This window comes from Ulvibacterium sp., assembly GCF_028285715.1.
Classification (GTDB): Bacteria; Bacteroidota; Bacteroidia; order Flavobacteriales; family Flavobacteriaceae; genus Ulvibacterium.
Genome location: NZ_JANQOO010000007.1, coordinates 45,303 through 65,512, shown reverse-complemented (window position 1 = coordinate 65,512; position 20,210 = coordinate 45,303). Strand labels below are relative to the sequence as shown.

Sequence of the window (20,210 nt, the reverse complement as noted above, 5' to 3'; positions counted from 1 at the left end):
TTATATTTATCACCTAAAGGAAAGAGTACAGTTCATTTTGAAATATAAAAGCTAGTGTTACTGAACAAAGCGAAACGTATACAGTATTTGGGATTTGATGACCTTTGGTTTTCCATCATTGGAATTCTGGTTATAAGTTGTATAACAGCTTACCTTTTTAGTGATCCGCTTCAGGTACTCTCTTTGACCGAAAAAGTGCTAAGTTGGGCGGTTTCCCTGTTCTTTACGATTATTGATTGGTTTATCAATAGATCGATCATGATTTATTTACGAAAAAAATACCCTGCCTTTAGTGACGATGCCAAGCGTATTACCATATTTTTTCTGGCTATAGTATGTACCGTGGTTTTGGTCGATTTTCTAGGGGGTACGTTACTATCCCAAATCCACGGTGTTAACTACATTGTTTCACTATCCAGATTGAAAGTACTGTTGCCTATAATTTTAATAACCATAATGAGCATGGCCATCTACGAAGCGATCTATTATAACGTACGACTTAAAAAATCGGTCCGTGAGGAGGAACATTCCAAACGTCTTCTGGTACAAGCGCAATTGGATGCCCTTCTGAATCAAGCCCAACCCCACTTTTTCTTTAATACCTTGAACACGCTTCGCGATATCATTGATCAAAACTCCAAGGAGGATGCCAAGGAATTTGTGGACAAGCTATCGGATATGTACCGCTTTTTATTGGAAGCTGGCAACGAAAATTTGATTCCCCTAAAAAAAGAATTACGATTTGCCAAGGCCTACATTCACATACAATCGGAACGGTTTGGGGACAATCTGAAATTGAATTGGAATATCCCCCAGAGTTCTTTGCATAAAATGATAGTACCCATGAGTCTACAGCTTTTGCTGGAAAATGCGATAAAGCACAATGTAATATCCAAAGCGAGACCATTAACAGTATATGTAACCGTTGGGGATAACAAATTGGTCGTTGATAACAAAATCCAACCAAAATCCACGCAATTACCATCAACCAAGGTGGGACTTGCCAATATCGAAAAGCGATATACATTGATTGCCGGTAAATCGGTTGAAGTCCAAAATGATGGAAATCGCTTTGTGGTTTCTCTCCCATTAGTAACACCGTAAATATATAGAACAAGGATGCACATATTGATTATCGAAGACGAACAGAGGGCGGCCGCCCAATTGCAACGTATGTTGAAAACATGTGATTTCAATTTTCATTTGTTGGGTATACTGGATACCGTTGAGGATGCGGTGAGGTGGTTTCAGGAAAATACAACCCCTGACCTGGTGTTTATGGACATTCAATTGGCCGATGGATTGAGTTTTGAAATCTTTCAGAAAATAGATGTGAAAGCTCCCATTATTTTCACAACGGCATTCGATCAATACGCTATCCAGGCCTTTAAAGTGAATAGCATTGATTACCTCTTAAAACCCATTCAAAAAGATGACCTGAGCCTTGCGCTGGATAAATTTGCCAGATCTAACACCTCGACTACTTTTGCTCCTGGCGTTTTAAAACAATTGTTAGGTAGCCTTCAAGTGAGGCAAAAACGTGAGGGCCTATTGGTAAAAGAGGGCAACGGGTTTGTACAGATTAAAACTTCAGAATTGTTGTATTGTTATTCGGAGGATAGCATCACTTTTGGGGTTACCGTCAATAAACGTTTTATAATCGAAGAAACGATGGACGAATTGTTCAGTTCCCTGGATCAAAACGAATTTTATAGAATCAACCGCGGACAGATTATTGCCAAAACTGCCATACAGAAAATAAACCCTTACTTCAACCATAGGGTCAAACTCTCCATTTCTAATCCGCGGGATCAAGAATTTATTGTCAGTAGACCAAAGACAAGCGATTTCAAAAAGTGGATGAACAGGTAGCCCAGTTGGTTACAATTAAACGACCCAGGCCATCAAAGTTTGTACCAATCTTAGTAGCATTGTTCCTATTTTTTAGGGATGTCATTCAGGGTATACCAAGCTTCGGAGGACCAAAGGTTCCGGCCATTTATACTCAGCAGTTCCGGATTCAAGTTAAACTTTACTACATGTTCTTTTTTTAATCCCGGAATCGTTAAATACACTTTTTTTCGGTTGGCACCTACCTTTACTTCAGTGGCCTTTAGTATCTCAAGATCCATTTTAGGCCCTCCATAGGCCTTGGTAGGTTTGTACCACCATTGTTCCACCGAATAATCGGAGGGGGAATCTCCTTGTCCAACCCCCAATGGTTCCGTAAACTCGATTTGGAATCCATCGGGTTTTGATTTAATCGCCAACATTTCAAAAGTAACCTTTTCATTGTACTTCAATCTTTGGAGACCGTGCCTGGTTTCGTTCCATCCCCAGCCTCCTCCCATTCCCACGCCACCTGCATATATCGCTCCATCTGGTCCCCTCCTGATTCTGTTAATGCCCACATTTAGCCCTTGGGTAAACCTAAATACGGCACCTTGGTATGACCCATTGACGATCTCAAGAAAAACTCGTTTAATTCCACCATGGGTCACATCGCCAAATATCATTTGGTTTTTATAGGGTGCGTCATACAATAAGGAAGGTTCCGAAGGGGAATTCGCAATCTCATTTTGAGGCAGCCATACTGCAGGAGGTACCATTTTTATACTTTGCAGGGAGTCTGGAAGCCCCCACCGCATTCCGTGAAAATCACCAGATTTTACATGTATAAATTTATTTGCGGGTAGCCATTGTCCCTGATTATCGGTTACAAACAATTCTTCATCCATACCTACTCCGATTCCATTGGGTGTGCGAAGGCCATAAATTACTTCTTCATAGCTTCCATCCTTTGCTATTTTAAGGGTCTTTCCGCGATCTGGAAGCGGTTTCTCGTTGGACATTAACCGCATAGGCATGGAAAGATTGGCATAGAAATAATCGTCTTTATATACGAGTCCAAAAGCGAATTCATGAAAATCCATGGATACATCGAAGGTATTGCATATGGATTTATATTCATCCGTTATCCCATCTCCATCATGGTCAATAAGTTGTGTGAGTTCTTGTTTCTGCAAGACAAAAATTTCACCTTCAACAACGGCAAGTCCCAATGGTTCTGCAAGTCCCTTTGCCATGGTTTTGATTTTTATTTTGGTGCTATCGCCTGTCTCTACCCCCTCAAGAATATAAACCGCTCCCTGGGGGGTCCAAGAGGATGCCAACAATCTACCATCGGGCAAAAAGGCCAGACCGCCTACCTTAAATTCTATTCCTTTTATTCTTATGGTTTGAAGGTCATAACTGGGATGGACACCGTCTAAGGATGACCCAAAACCGGGTCTTAGAGCCTTCTTTTCCGTTGAAGGAGGATTGTTTGCGATAACTTTCTTTTCCAAATCTGGCTTCTCCTTTTTCCAATCCTTATCGTCAAGGGAGAGGATATAGTTGACCATTGCCTTTAAGCTGGAATCCTCCAGATTTGGGTGTGGGTTCATGGCTGCATCGCCCCAGACCCCTGATCCTCCTTCCTTGATTTTCTTAATCAGTAGGTCTACCGTCATTTTATCGTTGGGATATTTTTTGGCAATTTGCTGAAACCCGGGACCTACGGTATTTTCGGACCATTCATGACACGTAAAGCAATCCGAACGTTCCATCCAATACTTCCCTAGATTTTCTGAATTCTTCGGGCCCGTCGGCCTTACTTGATCTGGGATTTTTTTGAAATAGGTTCTAGAAATGGTCTTGGTATTATTTTCCAAAGTGATCGCGTTGGGCTTTGTGAGCAAAGTCATGGATAAGTTGTTGTCCATACCTTCCGTGATAAATACTCTTTCCAGTCCAGGATTGCCCTGGTCATCCCTTATAAATTCCGGGCGTTCCTCTAAAAAAATGGTATCGTTTTCAGTGGTCAGTTTATACTTAAGGTATATCTGTCCGTTTTCAAATCGATATCCCTTAAATCGTATTGCTACGTCCTGTTTTTTGCCGTTTCGTTCCAATAACCATGATTCTTGCAATGACGCATTTAGCATGTAATCCTTTCCCCAACTGGTGGGTTGTGCTACCTTTTTTTCCGTGTATACGGTACCATCCCAGTTAACCCCGCCTTTCCATGCACGGAACAGGCCACATGCATTCAGGTCATAGGCCAAATAGCATTCGGAATCCAAGGCAAGGGTGAGCATTCTCGGTCTTAAATCAAGGACCGATCGTAATGCCCAGGGATCAATGGGCCTATTTCCTTTTTCATGAGTTTGTCTGGAAAGTTCGGAATTGCAGGAAATCAAGAGAATACATCCCATTAAAATGAGTATGTTCATATTGTGGGTCCATTCCTTTTTTATATCCATACTTCTTTGTCCTTCACTCTTTACCAGAATCCAATTTGTTTGGTCAAATATCTCTTTTGTCAATGAGGCATTCCCAAAATTAGTGTTGTTACCAATGCCTGCCAAAACAAGATTCAAGTCGTAATAGCACTTTAAAAGTATGCTAAATTCTAGTTTTTGAAAAGTCCCGTGGAACAACCTTTCCGTCTTAGAATGTACATACACCTCTTCAAAGAAAAAACTATAGCTATGGCTAGTCTCTTTGAAAGTTTAACAGATTATTATGGCAAATGCGGGAAGGCGATGATTATTTTGTAGGCATGAATGAAGCAAAAAGATACTTTCGTTACATTATTTTCCCCATTACCCTTGGCATTTGTTTTTGTTCCTATGGACAGGAAGCGAGCAAAATAGATCCTTTGTCCAAATATGAAAATGCAGATGCTCCTGTAAAGTTGTTTCCCGGGGATATTTCAGTGGATGGTATGCAATGGAACAATGCCTTTACCCGGGACAACCGGAAGATATTCTATTGTCAACAATTGCCAAATCGGGCACAATTGGTTTATCAAGAGTTCAGGGGGAAGCGTTTTTCTATACCAGAGCCTATACCTTTTGATACCCTTTACAATTATTCCGATCCCTATATCAATGCCCAAGGAAACCATTTGATTTTTATGTCGAACCTTCCGTATCACTTGAATAGGGATAGTGTTACCACCCATTTCCAACTATGGCAGTCCCACAAAAGATCGGATGGATGGAGCATCCCAGAAATTGTATTCCCCACTAAAACGGGAGTAGGGTATCCCTGGAGGACTAAAGATGGCACCCTTTTCTATTCCTTGATGCCTTCCGATGGAACACGAAACTCTAACATCTATTTCGCCACCTTTAAGAACGGGCGGTATGGTAAACCCATGGCACTTCCAAACAACGTGAATTCAACGGATAAATTTGAAGGGGATGCCTTTGTGGCACCCAATAGGGAGTACCTTATTTTTGCGGGCTTCGATCGGGAGGATAGTATGGGATTTTCCGATTTATACATCACCTTTAATCAAGGAGAAAATACATGGAGCGATCCCAAATCGTTGGGTACTGGAATTAACTCGACAGGTTACGATGGAAGTCCTTTCGTGACGGAGGATGGAAAGTTCTTGATTTTTACAAGCAGCAGGAACAGCCCTGGTGAAAACAGTTTTTTTAACCGGTATATCGTAAGGTTTCACGTGGATGCCTATCGAGAATGCGAACTCTTCAATTGATTTGATTTTCGCAGCCCATCCAAGCTGTCCTTAGGAGTTTTCAATCAAACCCCATAAATATTTCGATTTAAAAAGGCATTCCGGAATTTCTGCTTCGAATCGTATTGCCCGGCCAGTTGTACGAAATCAGGCAATTTTTGATACTGCGACTTCAAAACCTCAGGTGATATCGTAAACAGTTTGCCCCAATGCGGACGGGCGTTAAATGGTTGAAGTTCTTCCTCTATCATGGTAATTAGTTTACCAACTTCGTCCGGGTTTTGCTTCCAGGTGAAATGGATGGCAACACAATCCTGCTGATAGCATGGGCTCATCCAGAGGTTATCCGCCGCAATGGTCCGTATCTCCGTAATCATTAACTGGGGATGTATCAGATCCCGTTTTTTTTCCAAGGCAAGTATAGCCTCCAAGGCACTTTCATAGGGGACAAAAAACTCGGATTGCAACTCCTCACCACTACTGGGGGTAAAACCCATCTTAAAATGGGGTAGACGATCATACCAGGGTCCTGGGACACCCATTTGAGCCGTGCAATTCTCTGCAGAAAGTTCGGTAATGGGATGCAGGTCCCTCGTCGCGGCCTTTGCCCCGTAGAAATCCTCTCCAAGGTCCACAAGCTCCTCATCGGTTCTTCTTTTGACCCAAACTTGGCTGACCTGATCATTTTGCCAATCCGTAAACAGGCTAACACTGTACCCAGAGGACAGAATAGCATCAAAATTGTCCTTTAGGGATTGTAAGGGTAGTTCTTGGAAGACATCCTGACGTACTTGAAACGTTTTTTGAATATCCAATGTCATTTTGGTCAAAATACCCAAAGCGCCGAGGTGTACCACGGCCCCATGAAACAATTCCCCATCATTTTGTTTGCTAAGGGTTATAATTTCCCCTTCGCCATTGACGAATTCCAAGGCCGAGACACTTGTCGCCAAATTTCCATTTTTTACTCCGGAGCCATGGGTGGCCGTAGCACAGGCGCCGGCCACTGAAATATGTGGGAGGGAGGCCAGGTTGTGCAATGCATAGCCTTTCTCATGCAATTCGGGGGCGATATCGCCATATTTTGTACCTGCACCTACGGTTACGGTCATTTTATTTTCGTCCAACGCGATTATTCCTGTAAGGTGTTTTGTAGAGATTTGGTTCAAAGGATTATCAGCAATATTGTTAAAGCAGTGGCAGGAACCCAATGCCTTTTGTGTATCCAGCTTTTTGACCAAGGCCTGAACCTCGGAAACTGTTTTTGGTTCAAAGAGATTTTGTGCGGTATAGGTGTAATTGCCCGCCCAATTCTTACGTTGCACTATCTTGGCAATGACTTCCTTTTTTTCTGATTTGCAAGAGGCCATTGGCATTAAGACCGTACCCGCTGCAAAGGATGTCGTGGTTTGAATAAAATCCTTTCGTTTCATGCGTCTGAATATTTATAATTTATTGATAATAAATTAATTAAAAAACTGAGAGCGTCTGTAATCGCTGCGCTCTCGTATTAAACCGGTCTGCTGGCAGGCAGGAATCTTAAACATTGCCTTTTGTGAAGTAATTTTTAAAATTTCTTGATGGCCGTTTCATCTTTATTTTTGGTTAGAATTGTTTAGTAGCCCACCATTTCCCGAGCCAATAGCTCCAAGTCGATGCCGAGATTTTCCCTATTAACGCGAAGCACTTCCTCCTTTAGGTCTTGGGGCAAATTAGCATATCCGTCCTTGGCCCCCATAATCATCCCCGCTACCGCTGCTACGGTATCGTTGTCCCTTCCATAGTTGACAATAAATTGCAGGGTTCTTTCAAAATCGCCTTCACCGAATTGCAATCCAGCAATCAATATCTGCCAAATTTCCCCGGAATGGAAGGGAATAGCACGCTGATCCTTTTCCAAAAATTGATATACCATTTCTTGGCGAGCCCATTTCTTTTGACTTTCCGGGAACCCCTCGGGAACTTTAAAAACAAGGGAATCCTTGGCAATTAGGGAATCCACCAGCGGTTTTTCCTGTATGGCCAATACATTTTTAATGGAAGCGTCTGCAATGCCGTAGGAAATACGACCGACAAGGCGACTATCCTGATACCCATAGGGATCTACAAAAGTTGCGGCATCCAATATGGAATCCATGTTGTTGGTCCGAAGTGCCATATGGGTTAGGGTAGACACCAAGGCCGAAATATCCTTGGCGTAGCCCAGATCAAAAATAGAATGATTATAGGCCATTGTATAGGCCTCTTCCGGGGTTTTGGCCAGTATTCCGAACATCGGGGTATAGAGTTGGCCAGCGCAGGACAGTTCCCCACCGTAGAAACGATTTTGGGCCTTTTGATAGTCCTCCGGGCTTTTTTGATAGGCAATGGCTACGCGTGCCCATTCCTTGATCCAGTCTATTTTTTCAATACGATTATCCAGGGAATCCGTTTGGGAAAGTACATCGGTATCTGCCAAGGTCTTGGCAATGGACTCATAATAATCCGTAACAAATTGGGCAAAGTTGACGGGTGAAAGATTCGCTCCGTGTTCCGAAAAATACTTCACCATAAAATACTTCCAGCGGGTATCGTCCGTTGTGGCCCCGGCCATAAGGTTATGTGCCCAGGTACCTTCCGGAGATTGTACCCGAACGGCAGGGGTGAGTCCTGTAATATAGCCATATTTTAACTGGATGGCCTTACGATACCACATTTCCGTGGATGCTCCCATGGCATCACCAATAGCCGAACCCACCAAGGCCCCGAGTACTTTGTCATAATAAGCCTCTTTGGAAAGCTGTAAAGTATCGGAGGTATATGCTGCCTTTTTTGGTGCAGGAATATCCACATAAGACCTTTGATCTCCACAAGAAACCAAGACCAAACAAAATACAATAAGACCAAAAGCCGCATTTCTCAAATCAGAATCATTTTATAGGCCATTTGTAAAAGATACTCTTTTTCCTCGATACTTCGAACCAAAGGCAATTGGGCCAATCCAATGAGTCTACGCATTATCTCAATTCCTGCTACCTGGGATACCAGTCTTCTATTGGCCTTTCCTTCATACTTCTCCAATACCGTATCCAAGTAGCCTGGTTTATGGGTAGCTAGGATAAGATGGGCTACCATCACCCCTAGATCAAATTCCGCAAACCCAACAAACCCAAATTCCGGATCTATTACATAAAGATTATCACCTTCGGTCATCCAACTGCCGGGATAATAATCGCCGTGGAGCAATGTATGTCCTTCGGAAAGGTATTGGTCGCCAATACCATGTATTATGGTTTTTAATTTTGTGTCTCCTTTGTAGGTTTTGGAAAGCAGCTGTAATCCGGGCTGCACATCATCCAATTGAAATCCGTTGTCCTCTAGGAAGGGCAGTACAAAAATATGTTGATGGTTCAACAACCGCATTTCGAGGTTTTTTGGAAAATCTGCAGGCACCTTTTTCTTGTGTATCAGACCCAATATAAAAACAAGCTTTTCCAGCTCTCGTTTCGAAAGTGATTTTTTTGCATAGATGGAGGTCAAATCATCACAATGCCCCAGATCCTCGAGTATCATTACGAACATTTCCGTATCATACCCCAAAATTTTGGGGATATGTGCGTTGAGGGCACTACTTTTTATGGTTTCATAAAAATCCCTTTCGACCGCAATACGCTCTTGGGGAGCAGCAATTTCACGGTATTTTTGGACATAGGGCCGGGATTGCTTTAGGATAAAGGAACGGGCATCGGTAATGATTCGAAGTACAACGTTCATATTGCCCTCGCCCGGTTTCTCAATGCGTTGGATATGCTCTTCCGGACTTATCCATTCTTTTTCAAGAAGATAATCCAGAAGTTGCGGAATGGGGGTACTACTGTCTATATTGAACAAGGTATCTTATGTTTATTCCTTGCAATATAGAGTTTAGTGGTTGTACTACGAACCCAAACCCTTAATTTTTTGAATTTGTAGGATTCATTTGGCAAAGATTATATAGCTTTAGGAATTTGGTGTACTATTATCATGAATCAAAACCATAAATGATTTCAAGAAGAAAATTTCTTAAGTCCACTGCTACGGCTTCACTAATTGGTGGGTTGCCTTGGTATGGTCACTCCCTGGGCTTCAATAATGCAGGGAATTCTTTGGAGGAGAGAATCACGGACCGGTTAAAACACTCCCTTACTTCTTCGGTTATCCTTAGGGAAATCCAGTTATATCACTTTGAATCCCTTTTGCTTTTAAAAGTTTTGGATGATTCCGGTGCTGAGGGGATTACGGTGTGTAATGCGAGGATGCAAAACCTAGTGTCCCTTTTCAAGAATATGGTAGTTCCTTTTTTTGTAGGGAAGGATGCTCGGGAAGTGGCTCATTTGGTAAATGGGGTTCACCGCGTTAAGAGTAATTACAAATATGCGGGAATGCCTTTTTGGAACTGTGTGGGCAGTTTGGAAGTAGCTATCTGGGATTTATTGGGAAACTTGGGCGAGATTTCTGTAAATCAGTTTCTTGGCCATTCTCTGCGAACAGAGGTCCCTATTTACCTCTCTAGCCTTACACGCAGTAACTCGGCTGAGGAAGAGACCCAAAACATCATCAAGTATCAGGAGTCTACCGGGGCCAAGGCCGTTAAACTCAAGGTGGGTGGACGTCTTAAAAATACGACCTGGGACAAGGAGCGAACCCGGAAGTTTATCCCTATGGTGCGTAAGACTATGGGTGATGATTTCACCATTTACGCGGATGCCAATGGATCCTACTCCGTGGACGAGGCCAAAGAGGTTGTCCGGTTTTTAGAGGATTATGGTATAGAGATTTTGGAAGAACCCTGTTATTGGCAGGATTACAAATCCAACACTACGGTAAAGAAAGCCTTGACCAAAATGAAGTTGGCGGGAGGAGAGCAGGATTCCAGTTATCACCAATTTAGGGCCATATGTGAAGATAACGTTTACGATATTCTTCAACCGGACGTGTATTACAATGGAGGTATCGTCCGAACATTAAAAATAGCCCATCTGGCGAGTACCCTTAGAAAAGGTTTTGCACCCCATTCTCCTAAGGCAGATCCACTTTTTGCACCATACTCCCAACTGGCGACCGTTGCACCTGTGCTGACCGGTTTTCAAGAATATCCCTTAAGGGGTACAGAAAAACAGAAGTCATGGTTCGGCCCTAAAATTATTCCAGAAAATGGTCTACTTGGCCTGCTCAATGGCAATGGATTGGGTATTCGGTATGATGATGGTCTATGGGCAAAGAGTAAAAAGGTGTAAAAAAATCCTTGCCAATCGGCAAGGATTCATTCAAAATGTATAAAAGAACAAAATAGCTATTGAAATCGTAAAACACAGTAACACAAAAGCTACAACAGGTTGCTTCCGTACTATTCTTTTAAACTCTTGTTGGTGGTTATTAAAACTGATTTTTCCCAAAAATCGATTTTTAAATGTTCTAGTCAAAGGCAAAACCTGTGTAGACCCTAAAAACAAATGCATAAAGGACCACTATCAGCAACATAAAACTAAACCAGGCAAATGCCTTGAAATAGTTTCGTACCAAGTAGTTCCCAAAACTTTTAAATGCTTCGAGATAAATTTCCCGTAAGAGTAGAAATGTTTTCATAGTTAAAGATTTGTGATTCGTTACAAAGGTTTGGTAAATGGTTATAATAGATTTGCTTAATCGATGAAACGCACCATAAAATTTGTCGATTGGCACGGACCGGACCTGTAGTCGATAAATTGAGCCGTTAATCCTGAAGGTACGTAAAACGGCCTTTACGTTCAATTGCAAGATTTTAGGGTTATTTTGAAGTTTCCGTTATCGGAAATTCATATTAGGGGAGGTTGGATAGGCCTAAAGTACTAAGACAAGTAAGTATTGGATTTTTTCAGTGCGGATTTTCCAAATAACCATTTATCGCATTCATCGGGGTATGCTAGTGCAATAAACCGAAATCCGTTTGTTCACTGTTATTATGTCCTGGATGCTCAATAGCATTTTCTTAGAGGCCCTAGGGTTGTACATCTCAAATGTAAGTTGTTCAAAAGGTATGGCGCTTTCCTTGTCCTAGAATCTCATTTCTTAAAGATTTTGTCCGTCAATCCGTCTATTAAGGGCTTCATTACACTTCCAATAAGGATACAGGTTAAAAGCCACAGGGCCCTTATGACGGCATGGAGCTCAGGGATATGAAGGGTGATGACGTAGACCGGAATGATCAACGCCGCATAGCATAGCCCCTTGAATATTGGTTTATGTGCCTTTCCCATATGCCCTTTTGACAACGGGATGTGTAGAAAGTAACTTTTTTCTTTCAATATTTGATGTTATATCCTATTCATTACGTTGTTATTTTTTGTAGACCGCCACTTTCCGGGGCCATTGTATGAGGAAAAACCCGCAATCTCAATATTTATAAAATGTTGTGGGTTTTTCTGTGATACCTCCAGGATTAACTGTGTTTTTCCTTTGGTTTAACTATTGCAAATACTCCAAAGCGTGTTGCCTTTCAGTAGTGCCTTTTTGTTCTTTGCACCTGGAGCAATCGAGCTTCCTGCTATGCTTGAAAAAAAAAGCCCATTCTTTCGAATGAGCTTTTCGCGCTTGATGTGGTACCTCCAGGCATTCCCTCGGCTTGCGCTCGGGACAGGCTTCGATTCTTGTACCGATGCACAAAAAAACGCCTTGCTTTCACAAGACGTTTTCTGTAGTCACCACTCACGCGATTCGTGGTACCTCCAGGAATCGAACCAGGGACACACGGATTTTCAGTCCGTTGCTCTACCAACTGAGCTAAGGTACCAGTATTTCAAGTATAACGCCCAAAGGTATTACCAAAAGGCGGGTGCAAATATAATTTCAAATTTAGGAACTACAAACAAAATAGGGAAAAAAGGGGGTTTGTTTTTTCCATTTTCAGATCTTTGTGATATGAACTTGATCGTAGATGTCGGGAATACCTTTACAAAGCTAGCCGTTTTTGATGGGGGAACCCTGGTCTTTCACCAAAATGCCTTTCCTGAACATGTAGCCCTACAAATAAAGGAGATTTGCGATCAATATCCCGATATGACGAATGCCATAATCTCCAACGTCGGAAAGTTAGATAAAACGGTTATGGCGGTCATGAACGTTTTTTGTGAGGTACATGAACTAGGCCCATCCTCCAAAAAACCATTTAAAAATTCCTATGCCACGCCCCATACGTTAGGGGCCGACCGAGTTGCCTTGGCCACGGCGGCATTTTACCATAACCACAATGGCAATACTCTAATTATAGATGCCGGTACATGCGTAACCTATGATATGGTAAACGACTATGGTGAATACTTGGGTGGTGCTATTTCACCCGGCTTGGCCATGCGTTACCGGGCCGTACATGAACAGACTTCCAACTTGCCCTTATTGGAGCCATATGAACCCTTGGACTTTATCGGAAACTCTACCGACACCAGTATACATAGTGGTGTTGTAAACGGAATTTGTTTGGAAATTGACGGGGTTATCGATCAATATCGCCAACGTTTTGAAGATTTAACAGTTATTTTAACAGGCGGCGATGCCCATTTTTTGTCTAAACGACTAAAAAATACCATATTTGCGGATTCCAATTTTCTCCTCAAAGGACTTAACCATTTGTTAGAATACAACAAGCATTAGATGATCAAAAAAATTGTATTTGCAATGGTGTGCATTGCCACTGCAGGTTTGCATGCACAGAATGGAACCATTTCTCCCTATTCTTATTTTGGTATCGGTGACCTTAGATCTGCAAGTACGGTCGAAAATCAGATGATGGGGGGTATTGGGGTTTACGCGGATAGCATCCATGTAAATCTACAAAATCCGGCCGGTTATAGCAAATTGCGGATTACTACGTATACGGCAGGAATGTCCCGAAGAGAGTTGAGACTTAAAAGCTTTACCGAGGAGCAAAATACTTCCGTGTCCAATTTGGATTATCTGGCGCTTGGCTTTGGACTGGGAAAGGGGCTCGGGGTAGGATTTGGAATCAGGCCCTATTCTTCCGTGGGTTATGATTTGGTTGCTGAGAACAATGATGCCGATGGAGCTTTGATTACCAATCAGTTTAGGGGAGAGGGAGGCCTAAATAAGGTTTATTTTTCCGTTGGATATGCACTGGCCCAAAATCTGAGTATTGGAGCTACGGCGAGCTTTAATTTTGGCAATGTGGAAAATGAACGGATCCAGAGTGTAGAAGATGTTCAATTTGGCACCCTCGACCGAAGAATATCCAGGATAAACGGGATGGACTTCAATTACGCTCTATACTACACGCCAAAGATCAAGGATAAATACACACTTTTTGCATCGGCCCGGGTAAACACACAAGCCAATTTGACCTCCAAAAACAGTCAGGAAATAGGTTCTTTTTCTTTGATTACCGGTCAAAATATTGAGGTATTGGATGTAGACTTGGATGCCCGGGGGTTGAGGAATACGGATTTGAAGATTCCCACTACCACTACCTTGGGAATTGGTTTTGGGGAGAATATGAAATGGTTTCTGGGCGGGGAGTACGGTTTTCAAGACCTTAGCTCGTTTTCAAATGATTTTTTAGCAGCTGAGAACATCGAGTATCAAAACTCCAGTTTTTTTGCTTTTGGAGGTTATTTCATCCCGGATTACGATGCTTTTCAAGGCTATTTTAAGAGGATAAACTATAGGGCCGGGATTCGATATGAAAGGACCGGTATGCTGGTTAATGACACCGAGATCAATAATCTTGGCATAACTTTTGGTTTAGGCTTACCGCTTGGACGTAGTTTCTCGAACTTAAATCTTGGTTTTGAACTAGGAAGAAGGGGAACCACTTCGGCTGATTTAATAGAAGAAAGTTACTTTAAAATCAATGTGGGACTGTCCTTAAACGATTTATGGTTCCAAAAAAGGAAAATAAATTGATAAAAATTTAGTACATTACCCCCCGTTAAACAAAGAATAAAGATGAAAACGAAAATTTACTTCACAGCGCTAATGTTGGTAGGGTATATGGGGGTAAGTAATGCTCAGGCCCAGAATCAGGAATGTATGACCAATCTTTCCATATATGTGGAACATGCAAAGGTCAAGAATTACGATGCGGCATATACACCTTGGAAAATGGTCTATGATAATTGCCCTGACGTAAATTGGGCCAACTTTGCTTATGGAGAGCGGATATTAAAGGACAAGGTTAAAAAATCTTCCGGAGCCGAAAAAGATGGGTACATCACCGACCTTTTAACACTGTACGACAATAGTTTAAAGTATTTTCCAAAAAAGGCCAAGAAGGCTGAGGTGGTCATAGACAAGGTATTACTGAAGTATGATAATAAAATGATTTCCGATCAGGAAATTTATGACCAATTGCACCAGGCATTTGTAGAGGACAGGGATAATTTTAGAAACCCAAAGGCATTGTATTTGGATTTTTCCAGTCTGGTGGATTTACATAAAGCTGGGAAGGCGGATTTGCAGCAGGTTTTTGACGAGTATGACGATATCACCGAAAAAATAGAGGAGGAAAATAAAAAATTAACAAGTGTCATTAGTAAGCTTCTGCCCAAGGAAGAAGAGGGCACCCTGACCTCAAAGGAGAAAAAACAGCTTAAAGTGGCTACTACAAACTCTACCTCCTTTGGTAAGATTGCAGGGAGTATTGATTCAAAGTTGGGTGCACTGGCCGATTGTGAAAATTTAATTCCTTTATATGAAAAAAGTTTTGAAGCTAAAAAAGGTGATGTAGATTGGGTAAAACGTGCAGTGGGGAGAATGTTTAACAAAGAATGTACGGATGATCCTATGTTCCGAAAACTTTTTGAGGCCCAATTGGCTCTGGATCCATCGGCGGATGCCTATGTCTACGGCGGAACGTTAAAGAAAAAGGCAGGGGATACAAAAGGTGCCATTGCCGATTTCAACAAAGCCTTGGAATTGGAAACGGATCCTTACAAGAAGTCCAATATTGCCTATAAGATTGCCACAAGTTACAGAAGGACGAGTAAATCTACGGCCCGAAGTTATGCCCAGAAGGCCATAGATGCGAACTCCGCCAACGGTAAGGCCTATTTATTGATCGCTAATCTGTACGCTACCAGTGCGAACGATTGTGGAAGTACGCCTTTCGAAAAGCGTGCCATATATTGGAAAGCAGCCGATGTAGCCCGTAGGGCTGGGAGAGTAGACCCCTCTCTGAGCGGAAGGGCAAGTAAGTCTGCAGCGAGCTATTCAGCCAAAGCCCCATCAAAAACGGATATCTTTCAGAACGGGATGGCCGGAAAAAAAGTCTCTTTCAGTTGTTGGGTAGGCGGGAGCGTCACGGTTCCCAACTTGTAGGATGGCAGGTTCTCCGAAGAATATTTTTACAAACGTTGCCGTGGTCTTTTCCACGGCAATGCTTTTTTTTGCCTGTACGGATAACTACAAGAGGGTCGGGGAAGAAGCCGGGAAAAAAATTTTTCCGCAAGGTATCGCCAATAATTTTGTCCTTACGTATACGGAGACCGTTGACGAACTGGGTAGTCAAGACCTAAAATCTACCAAGGTAATCGCGGTACTGACCAGTCCCGTTAGCGAGAATTTTCAAAATCTCAGATTCCCATACCGTACCTTTCCCAAAGGCTTGGTGCTGGATGTCTTTGATAAGGATTCCAATAAAAATGTGGTCAAAGCGGATTACGGCATTATGTATTCCTTGACCAATTTGATAGATTTACAGGGTAATGTAGTTATAGAGACCCATGATGGGAAACGGTTGGAAGCGCCTCAACTATATTATGACCAAAATAACGAATGGATTTTTACCCAAGGGGAATTCACCTATACCAATCCCGAAGATGGTACTGTAATGGATGGGGAAGGGATGGATTTTAATAGGAACCTTAGTTTTTTTAAGGCCCATAGGACATATGGACTAATGATGATAAAAGAAGAATTGGAATGATCAAAATACTGAGGTACACCGAGTATCTGTATGTAGCCGTAGCACTTTTTTCAATCTATAGGATTTATACGGATTGGAACGTAGATCGACAAAATGCCTATCTTTTTGTCTTCTTTGCCATAGTTTCCATCGGGATGTTTTTGTTTCGCAGAAACTATCGAAAGAAATTTGAAAGACGGAATCGCGACCATCAAAAATGATCTGGGAAGGTTATATCATAATTATTATCCTGTCCTTGGTGTTTTCCGCCTTTTTTTCCGGAATGGAGATTGCCTTTGTTTCTGCCAACAAGATTCACATTGAAATCGAAAAAAAGCAGGAAGGCCTTTTAGCAAGAATACTTACGCGACTTACCAAGAAGCCATCCAAATTTATTGCCACAATGTTGATAGGCAATAATATCGCCTTGGTGGTATATGGGCTTTATATGGGAGAGCTCCTTATGGACTGGTTCACTGGACTCTTGCCTTCTTCCAATGCTTTTCTCCAGACCGTGCTTACGGATCTCAGCTTATTGACCCAAACCGTTATTTCCACTTTGATCATACTAATTACAGCCGAATTTCTGCCCAAGGTGCTTTTTCAGATTTATGCCAATACCTTACTGAAGTTTTTGGCATTCCCCGCCTATATGTTTTATATCCTGTTTTCGGTACTGTCGGAATTTGTTATAAAGGTATCCGACTTTATTCTAAAGACCTTTTTTAAAACCGAAGGTGATGAGGTGCAACTGGCCTTTAGCAAAATAGAATTAGGAGACTATATCACGGAACAAATGGAAACCGTGGAGGAAGAGGACATTATAGATACTGAAATACAGATTTTTCAAAATGCACTGGAATTTTCAGAAGTCAAGGCTAGGGAGGTCATGGTGCCAAGGACGGAGATTATGGCCGTTGAATTACATGAAACCCCTAAAAATCTGGCCAAGCTTTTTACGGAAACCGGCTATTCCAAAATATTGGTCTACAAGGATACCATTGACAATATTATCGGATATGTACATTCCTACGAACTCTTTAAAAAACCTAAGACCATAAAAAGCATCCTTCTGCCAGTTGAATTTGTGCCGGAGACCATGCTTATACACGATATTTTGAATGTTCTTACCAAGAAAAGGAAGAGTATGGCAGTGGTTTTGGATGAATATGGGGGTACCTCGGGAATAATGACAGTAGAGGATATTGTAGAGGAGCTCTTTGGCGAAATAGAAGATGAACATGATTCCACCGATTTGCACGAGGAACAAATAAATGATAATAGCTATAAATTTTCCGCTCGCTTGGAAGTGGATTACATCAATGAAAACTACAAACTGGAGCTTCCGGAAACTGACGAATATGAAACCTTGGGAGGGCTCATAATGAATAACACCGGGGAAATACCGGAGCAGGATTCCCAAATTAAAATTGAAAATTTTTTGTTTACGATTTTGGAAGTGTCCAACACCAAAATAGACCTGATTGCCCTAGAGGTTCTGGACAGTGACTAAATGAGGATTAAATAACAGGCTACTAGTATTTTGTCCTTGGAAATGTTAGCCCGATTAACATTCTAAAATTTGAACAGATAAAAAGAAAACACTAATTTCGCGCACTGATTTAAACATTCCACGCCATGGCAATTTTGGAGAATATTAGAAAACGGACCACCGTTTTAATTTTAATCATAGGGCTTGCTCTTTTTGCTTTTGTAATATCAGGTGTATTTACAAGTAATGAACTTGGAGGAGTAAAGGTAGGTTCTGCCGTTGGTGAAATCAATGGCGAGGAGATCTCCCGGGATGCGTTTACCCGACAATTGGAAACCGCCACACGGAACGCCCCGCCCGCTTCGTCTACACTGCAGAATGTTAACCGAGTGTGGGATCGTATTGTAAAGAATACTATTCTGGAACAGCAATTTGAGGATTTGGGCGTAGGGATTGAACAGGATCAAATCGTTGATTTTATCCGGACAACGGGATATGCACAAAATCCCGAATTTCAGAACGAGAACGGTTTTTTTGATCCAAATAGTTTTAGACAGACCGTGGCCGATTGGAGGGCGAATAATCCGTTGCAGTACGATGCCTGGTTACAAACAGAACAGGCCATTATTCAAATGGCCAAGGAGCAAACCTATTATAATTTGGTAAAGGCAGGGGTAGGTGCTACCTTAAAGGAAGGGGAGCTGGATTACAAATTGGCCAATGATAAAATGGATATTAAATATGTGAGGATTCCCTATTCTTCTATTCCAGATAGCAGCTTGACCGTTACCAAAGCGGAAATTGCAGCCTACATCAATGACAACAAAGAAGATTTTAAACAGGAAAGTACCCGGGATATCCAATTCGTCTATTTTGAAGAAAAACCTTCCCTGGATGATGAGAACGCGGTAAAAGATGAAATTTCAAAGTTGATAGGGGATACAGTGGAGTATTCTGAGGAAAGAGATGTTATGGATACCATTGCAGGTTTGCTGAATACAAAGGATATCACTGCTTTTTTAGACCGTAATTCAGATGTAAAGTTCGATACTATCTATAAGGCTAAGAAAAACCTCCCTGCTTCGTTTGCAGACAGTTTAATGGCGTTGAACATAGGTGAGATCTTTGGCCCATACAAGGATGGGGAGTACTATAAGGTATCCAAAATGGTGAATCGTAAACCAAACGGATCTGTTAAGGCCAGCCATATTTTAATCACTTATGAGGGTGCCCAAAGGGCAAAACCCGAAATAAAACGTACCAAGGAAGAAGCTGAAGCTAGGGCTAAGGAATTGTTTAGGGATGCCAAAAAAGGGGATACCCCGTTTGTAGAATTGGCCCGCGATAATTCCGATGGACCTTCTGCTCCCAATGGTGGTGACCTAGGCTATTTTCAGGAAGGAACCATGGTTCCCAAATTTAACGATTTTGCCTTTGGCAATGCCGTGGGTACCATTGGAATGGTAGAAACCGATTTTGGTTTCCATGTGATAAAGATCGATGATAAGGAAGATATTGTACAAGTGGCCACCTTGGCCCGGGAACTAGAGCCTTCGGAAGAGACGATCAATACCCTGTTTACCGATGCCACGAAATTTGAAATGGAGTCCATTGCCAATGAGGAATCCTTTTCGGACCTGGCCAAAGAAAGTGAATATGTGGTACGTCCTGTAAACAAAGTTAAGGCGATGGACGAGAACCTCCCCGGACTTGGGGCGCAACGCGCCATCGTTCAATGGGCGTTCAATGAGGATACCGAAGTGGGCGAGATTAAACGCTTCAATGTTAATAATGGTTATGGCATAGTACAGCTTACCGGAAAATACAAGGAGGGCCTGATGTCCGTTGAAGATGCTTCGGCCACGGTTTTGCCCAAAATCCGGAAGGACAGAAAAGCGACCCAAATTATTGGGGCCAATACGGGTAAATCAATGGAAGATTTGGCCAAGGATAACAATGTTACAGTTTCCAATGCATCGGCCTTGACCGTTAAATCCCCTACCATTCCTGGAGCTGGATCGGAGCCTGTAGTGGTGGGTACTGCATATGCCATGGAACAGGACGAGACCTCTGACCTGATAAAAGGGGAAAGTGGAGTTTTTAAGATTACCGTTACCAAGAGGACCCCTGCACCCAAGCTTGAGAATTACAGCACCTATGCCAATTCACTTAAGTCCTCAAGCGCTGGAAGGGTAAACACTGCTGTGTATGATGCATTAAAGGAAAAATCGGAAATAGAGGATAATCGCGCTACTTTTTATTGAGATATTGCATTTCCC

At 42.1% G+C, this 20,210-nt stretch carries 17 protein-coding genes and 1 tRNA gene; 11 read left to right on the top strand and 7 right to left on the bottom strand.

All coding sequences use genetic code 11. The annotated features are described in order from the left end of the window. The first annotated feature begins 54 nt into the window (after positions 1 to 54). Positions 55 to 1,104: a sensor histidine kinase gene (locus Q0993_RS02590; RefSeq protein WP_299529529.1), complete on the top strand. Its 1,050-nt coding sequence runs from the start codon at positions 55 to 57 to the stop codon at positions 1,102 to 1,104. Between the two features lie 15 nt (positions 1,105 to 1,119). After that, positions 1,120 to 1,872 carry a LytTR family DNA-binding domain-containing protein gene (locus Q0993_RS02585; RefSeq protein ID WP_299529528.1) on the top strand — a complete coding sequence of 251 codons (753 nt, stop codon included), beginning with the start codon at positions 1,120 to 1,122 and terminating at the stop codon, positions 1,870 to 1,872. A 65-nt stretch (positions 1,873 to 1,937) separates the two neighbouring features. Here the strand turns inward: Q0993_RS02585 and Q0993_RS02580 are convergent, their stop codons facing one another. Continuing rightward, a complete protein-coding gene (locus tag Q0993_RS02580; protein WP_299529527.1) occupies positions 1,938 to 4,304 on the bottom strand; it encodes a c-type cytochrome in 2,367 nt (788 codons plus the stop codon). 269 nt (positions 4,305 to 4,573) lie between these two features. On the opposite strand from Q0993_RS02580, the gene Q0993_RS02575 reads away from it, so the two are divergent. Further along, on the top strand, positions 4,574 to 5,551 hold the full coding sequence (locus Q0993_RS02575; protein WP_299529526.1) for a hypothetical protein: 978 nt from the start codon (positions 4,574 to 4,576) through the stop codon (positions 5,549 to 5,551). 44 nt (positions 5,552 to 5,595) lie between these two features. On the opposite strand, the gene Q0993_RS02570 is transcribed toward Q0993_RS02575, so the two are convergent. The 3 genes from Q0993_RS02570 to Q0993_RS02560 all read right to left on the bottom strand — a co-directional run bounded on the left by Q0993_RS02570 (position 5,596) and on the right by Q0993_RS02560 (position 9,400). Next, positions 5,596 to 6,963 (bottom strand): FAD-binding protein, encoded by a 1,368-nt coding sequence (locus Q0993_RS02570; protein ID WP_299529525.1) that lies wholly within the window; start codon positions 6,961 to 6,963, stop codon positions 5,596 to 5,598. A gap of 182 nt (positions 6,964 to 7,145) precedes the next feature. Further along, positions 7,146 to 8,432: an ADP-ribosylglycohydrolase family protein gene (locus Q0993_RS02565; protein WP_299529524.1), complete on the bottom strand. Its 1,287-nt coding sequence runs from the start codon at positions 8,430 to 8,432 to the stop codon at positions 7,146 to 7,148. Next, on the bottom strand, positions 8,429 to 9,400 hold the full coding sequence (locus Q0993_RS02560; protein WP_299529523.1) for a phosphotransferase: 972 nt from the start codon (positions 9,398 to 9,400) through the stop codon (positions 8,429 to 8,431). Before Q0993_RS02560 ends, Q0993_RS02565 begins: the two co-directional genes overlap by 4 nt. 149 nt (positions 9,401 to 9,549) lie before the next feature. On the opposite strand from Q0993_RS02560, the gene Q0993_RS02555 reads away from it, so the two are divergent. Continuing rightward, on the top strand, positions 9,550 to 10,785 hold the full coding sequence (locus Q0993_RS02555; protein ID WP_299529522.1) for a mandelate racemase/muconate lactonizing enzyme family protein: 1,236 nt from the start codon (positions 9,550 to 9,552) through the stop codon (positions 10,783 to 10,785). A 178-nt stretch (positions 10,786 to 10,963) separates the two neighbouring features. Here Q0993_RS02555 and Q0993_RS02550 read toward each other — a convergent pair whose 3' ends face one another. From Q0993_RS02550 to Q0993_RS02540, 3 genes are all read right to left on the bottom strand, one after another. Further along, a complete protein-coding gene (locus Q0993_RS02550; RefSeq protein ID WP_299529521.1) occupies positions 10,964 to 11,134 on the bottom strand; it encodes a DUF6747 family protein in 171 nt (56 codons plus the stop codon). Positions 11,135 to 11,589: 455 nt separating this feature from the next. Next, positions 11,590 to 11,784, bottom strand: coding sequence for a hypothetical protein (locus Q0993_RS02545; protein ID WP_299529519.1), 195 nt, complete (start codon positions 11,782 to 11,784; stop codon positions 11,590 to 11,592). Between the two features lie 460 nt (positions 11,785 to 12,244). Next, positions 12,245 to 12,317, bottom strand: a tRNA-Phe gene (locus tag Q0993_RS02540). A gap of 128 nt (positions 12,318 to 12,445) precedes the next feature. Between Q0993_RS02540 and Q0993_RS02535 the strand changes: the two genes are divergently transcribed. The 7 genes from Q0993_RS02535 to Q0993_RS02505 all read left to right on the top strand — a co-directional run bounded on the left by Q0993_RS02535 (position 12,446) and on the right by Q0993_RS02505 (position 20,195). Next, positions 12,446 to 13,174 carry a type III pantothenate kinase gene (locus Q0993_RS02535; RefSeq protein ID WP_299529517.1) on the top strand — a complete coding sequence of 243 codons (729 nt, stop codon included), beginning with the start codon at positions 12,446 to 12,448 and terminating at the stop codon, positions 13,172 to 13,174. Then, on the top strand, positions 13,175 to 14,440 hold the full coding sequence (locus Q0993_RS02530) for a hypothetical protein (RefSeq protein WP_299529515.1): 1,266 nt from the start codon (positions 13,175 to 13,177) through the stop codon (positions 14,438 to 14,440). A 42-nt stretch (positions 14,441 to 14,482) separates the two neighbouring features. Continuing rightward, the gene (locus Q0993_RS02525) at positions 14,483 to 15,853 is read left to right on the top strand and encodes a hypothetical protein (RefSeq protein ID WP_299529513.1); all 1,371 of its coding nucleotides are present in this window, start codon (positions 14,483 to 14,485) and stop codon (positions 15,851 to 15,853) included. Between the two features lies 1 nt (position 15,854). Next, on the top strand, positions 15,855 to 16,460 hold the full coding sequence (gene lptC, locus Q0993_RS02520; RefSeq protein WP_299529511.1) for an LPS export ABC transporter periplasmic protein LptC: 606 nt from the start codon (positions 15,855 to 15,857) through the stop codon (positions 16,458 to 16,460). Then, on the top strand, positions 16,457 to 16,660 hold the full coding sequence (locus tag Q0993_RS02515; RefSeq protein WP_299529509.1) for a hypothetical protein: 204 nt from the start codon (positions 16,457 to 16,459) through the stop codon (positions 16,658 to 16,660). Before lptC ends, Q0993_RS02515 begins: the two co-directional genes overlap by 4 nt. After that, positions 16,657 to 17,952 carry a hemolysin family protein gene (locus Q0993_RS02510; protein WP_299529507.1) on the top strand — a complete coding sequence of 432 codons (1,296 nt, stop codon included), beginning with the start codon at positions 16,657 to 16,659 and terminating at the stop codon, positions 17,950 to 17,952. The genes Q0993_RS02515 and Q0993_RS02510 overlap by 4 nt, the downstream gene beginning before the upstream one ends. A gap of 125 nt (positions 17,953 to 18,077) precedes the next feature. Next, entirely contained in the window at positions 18,078 to 20,195 is a 2,118-nt protein-coding gene (locus tag Q0993_RS02505; protein ID WP_299529505.1) for a peptidylprolyl isomerase, read from the top strand. Positions 20,196 to 20,210: the final 15 nt, after the last annotated feature.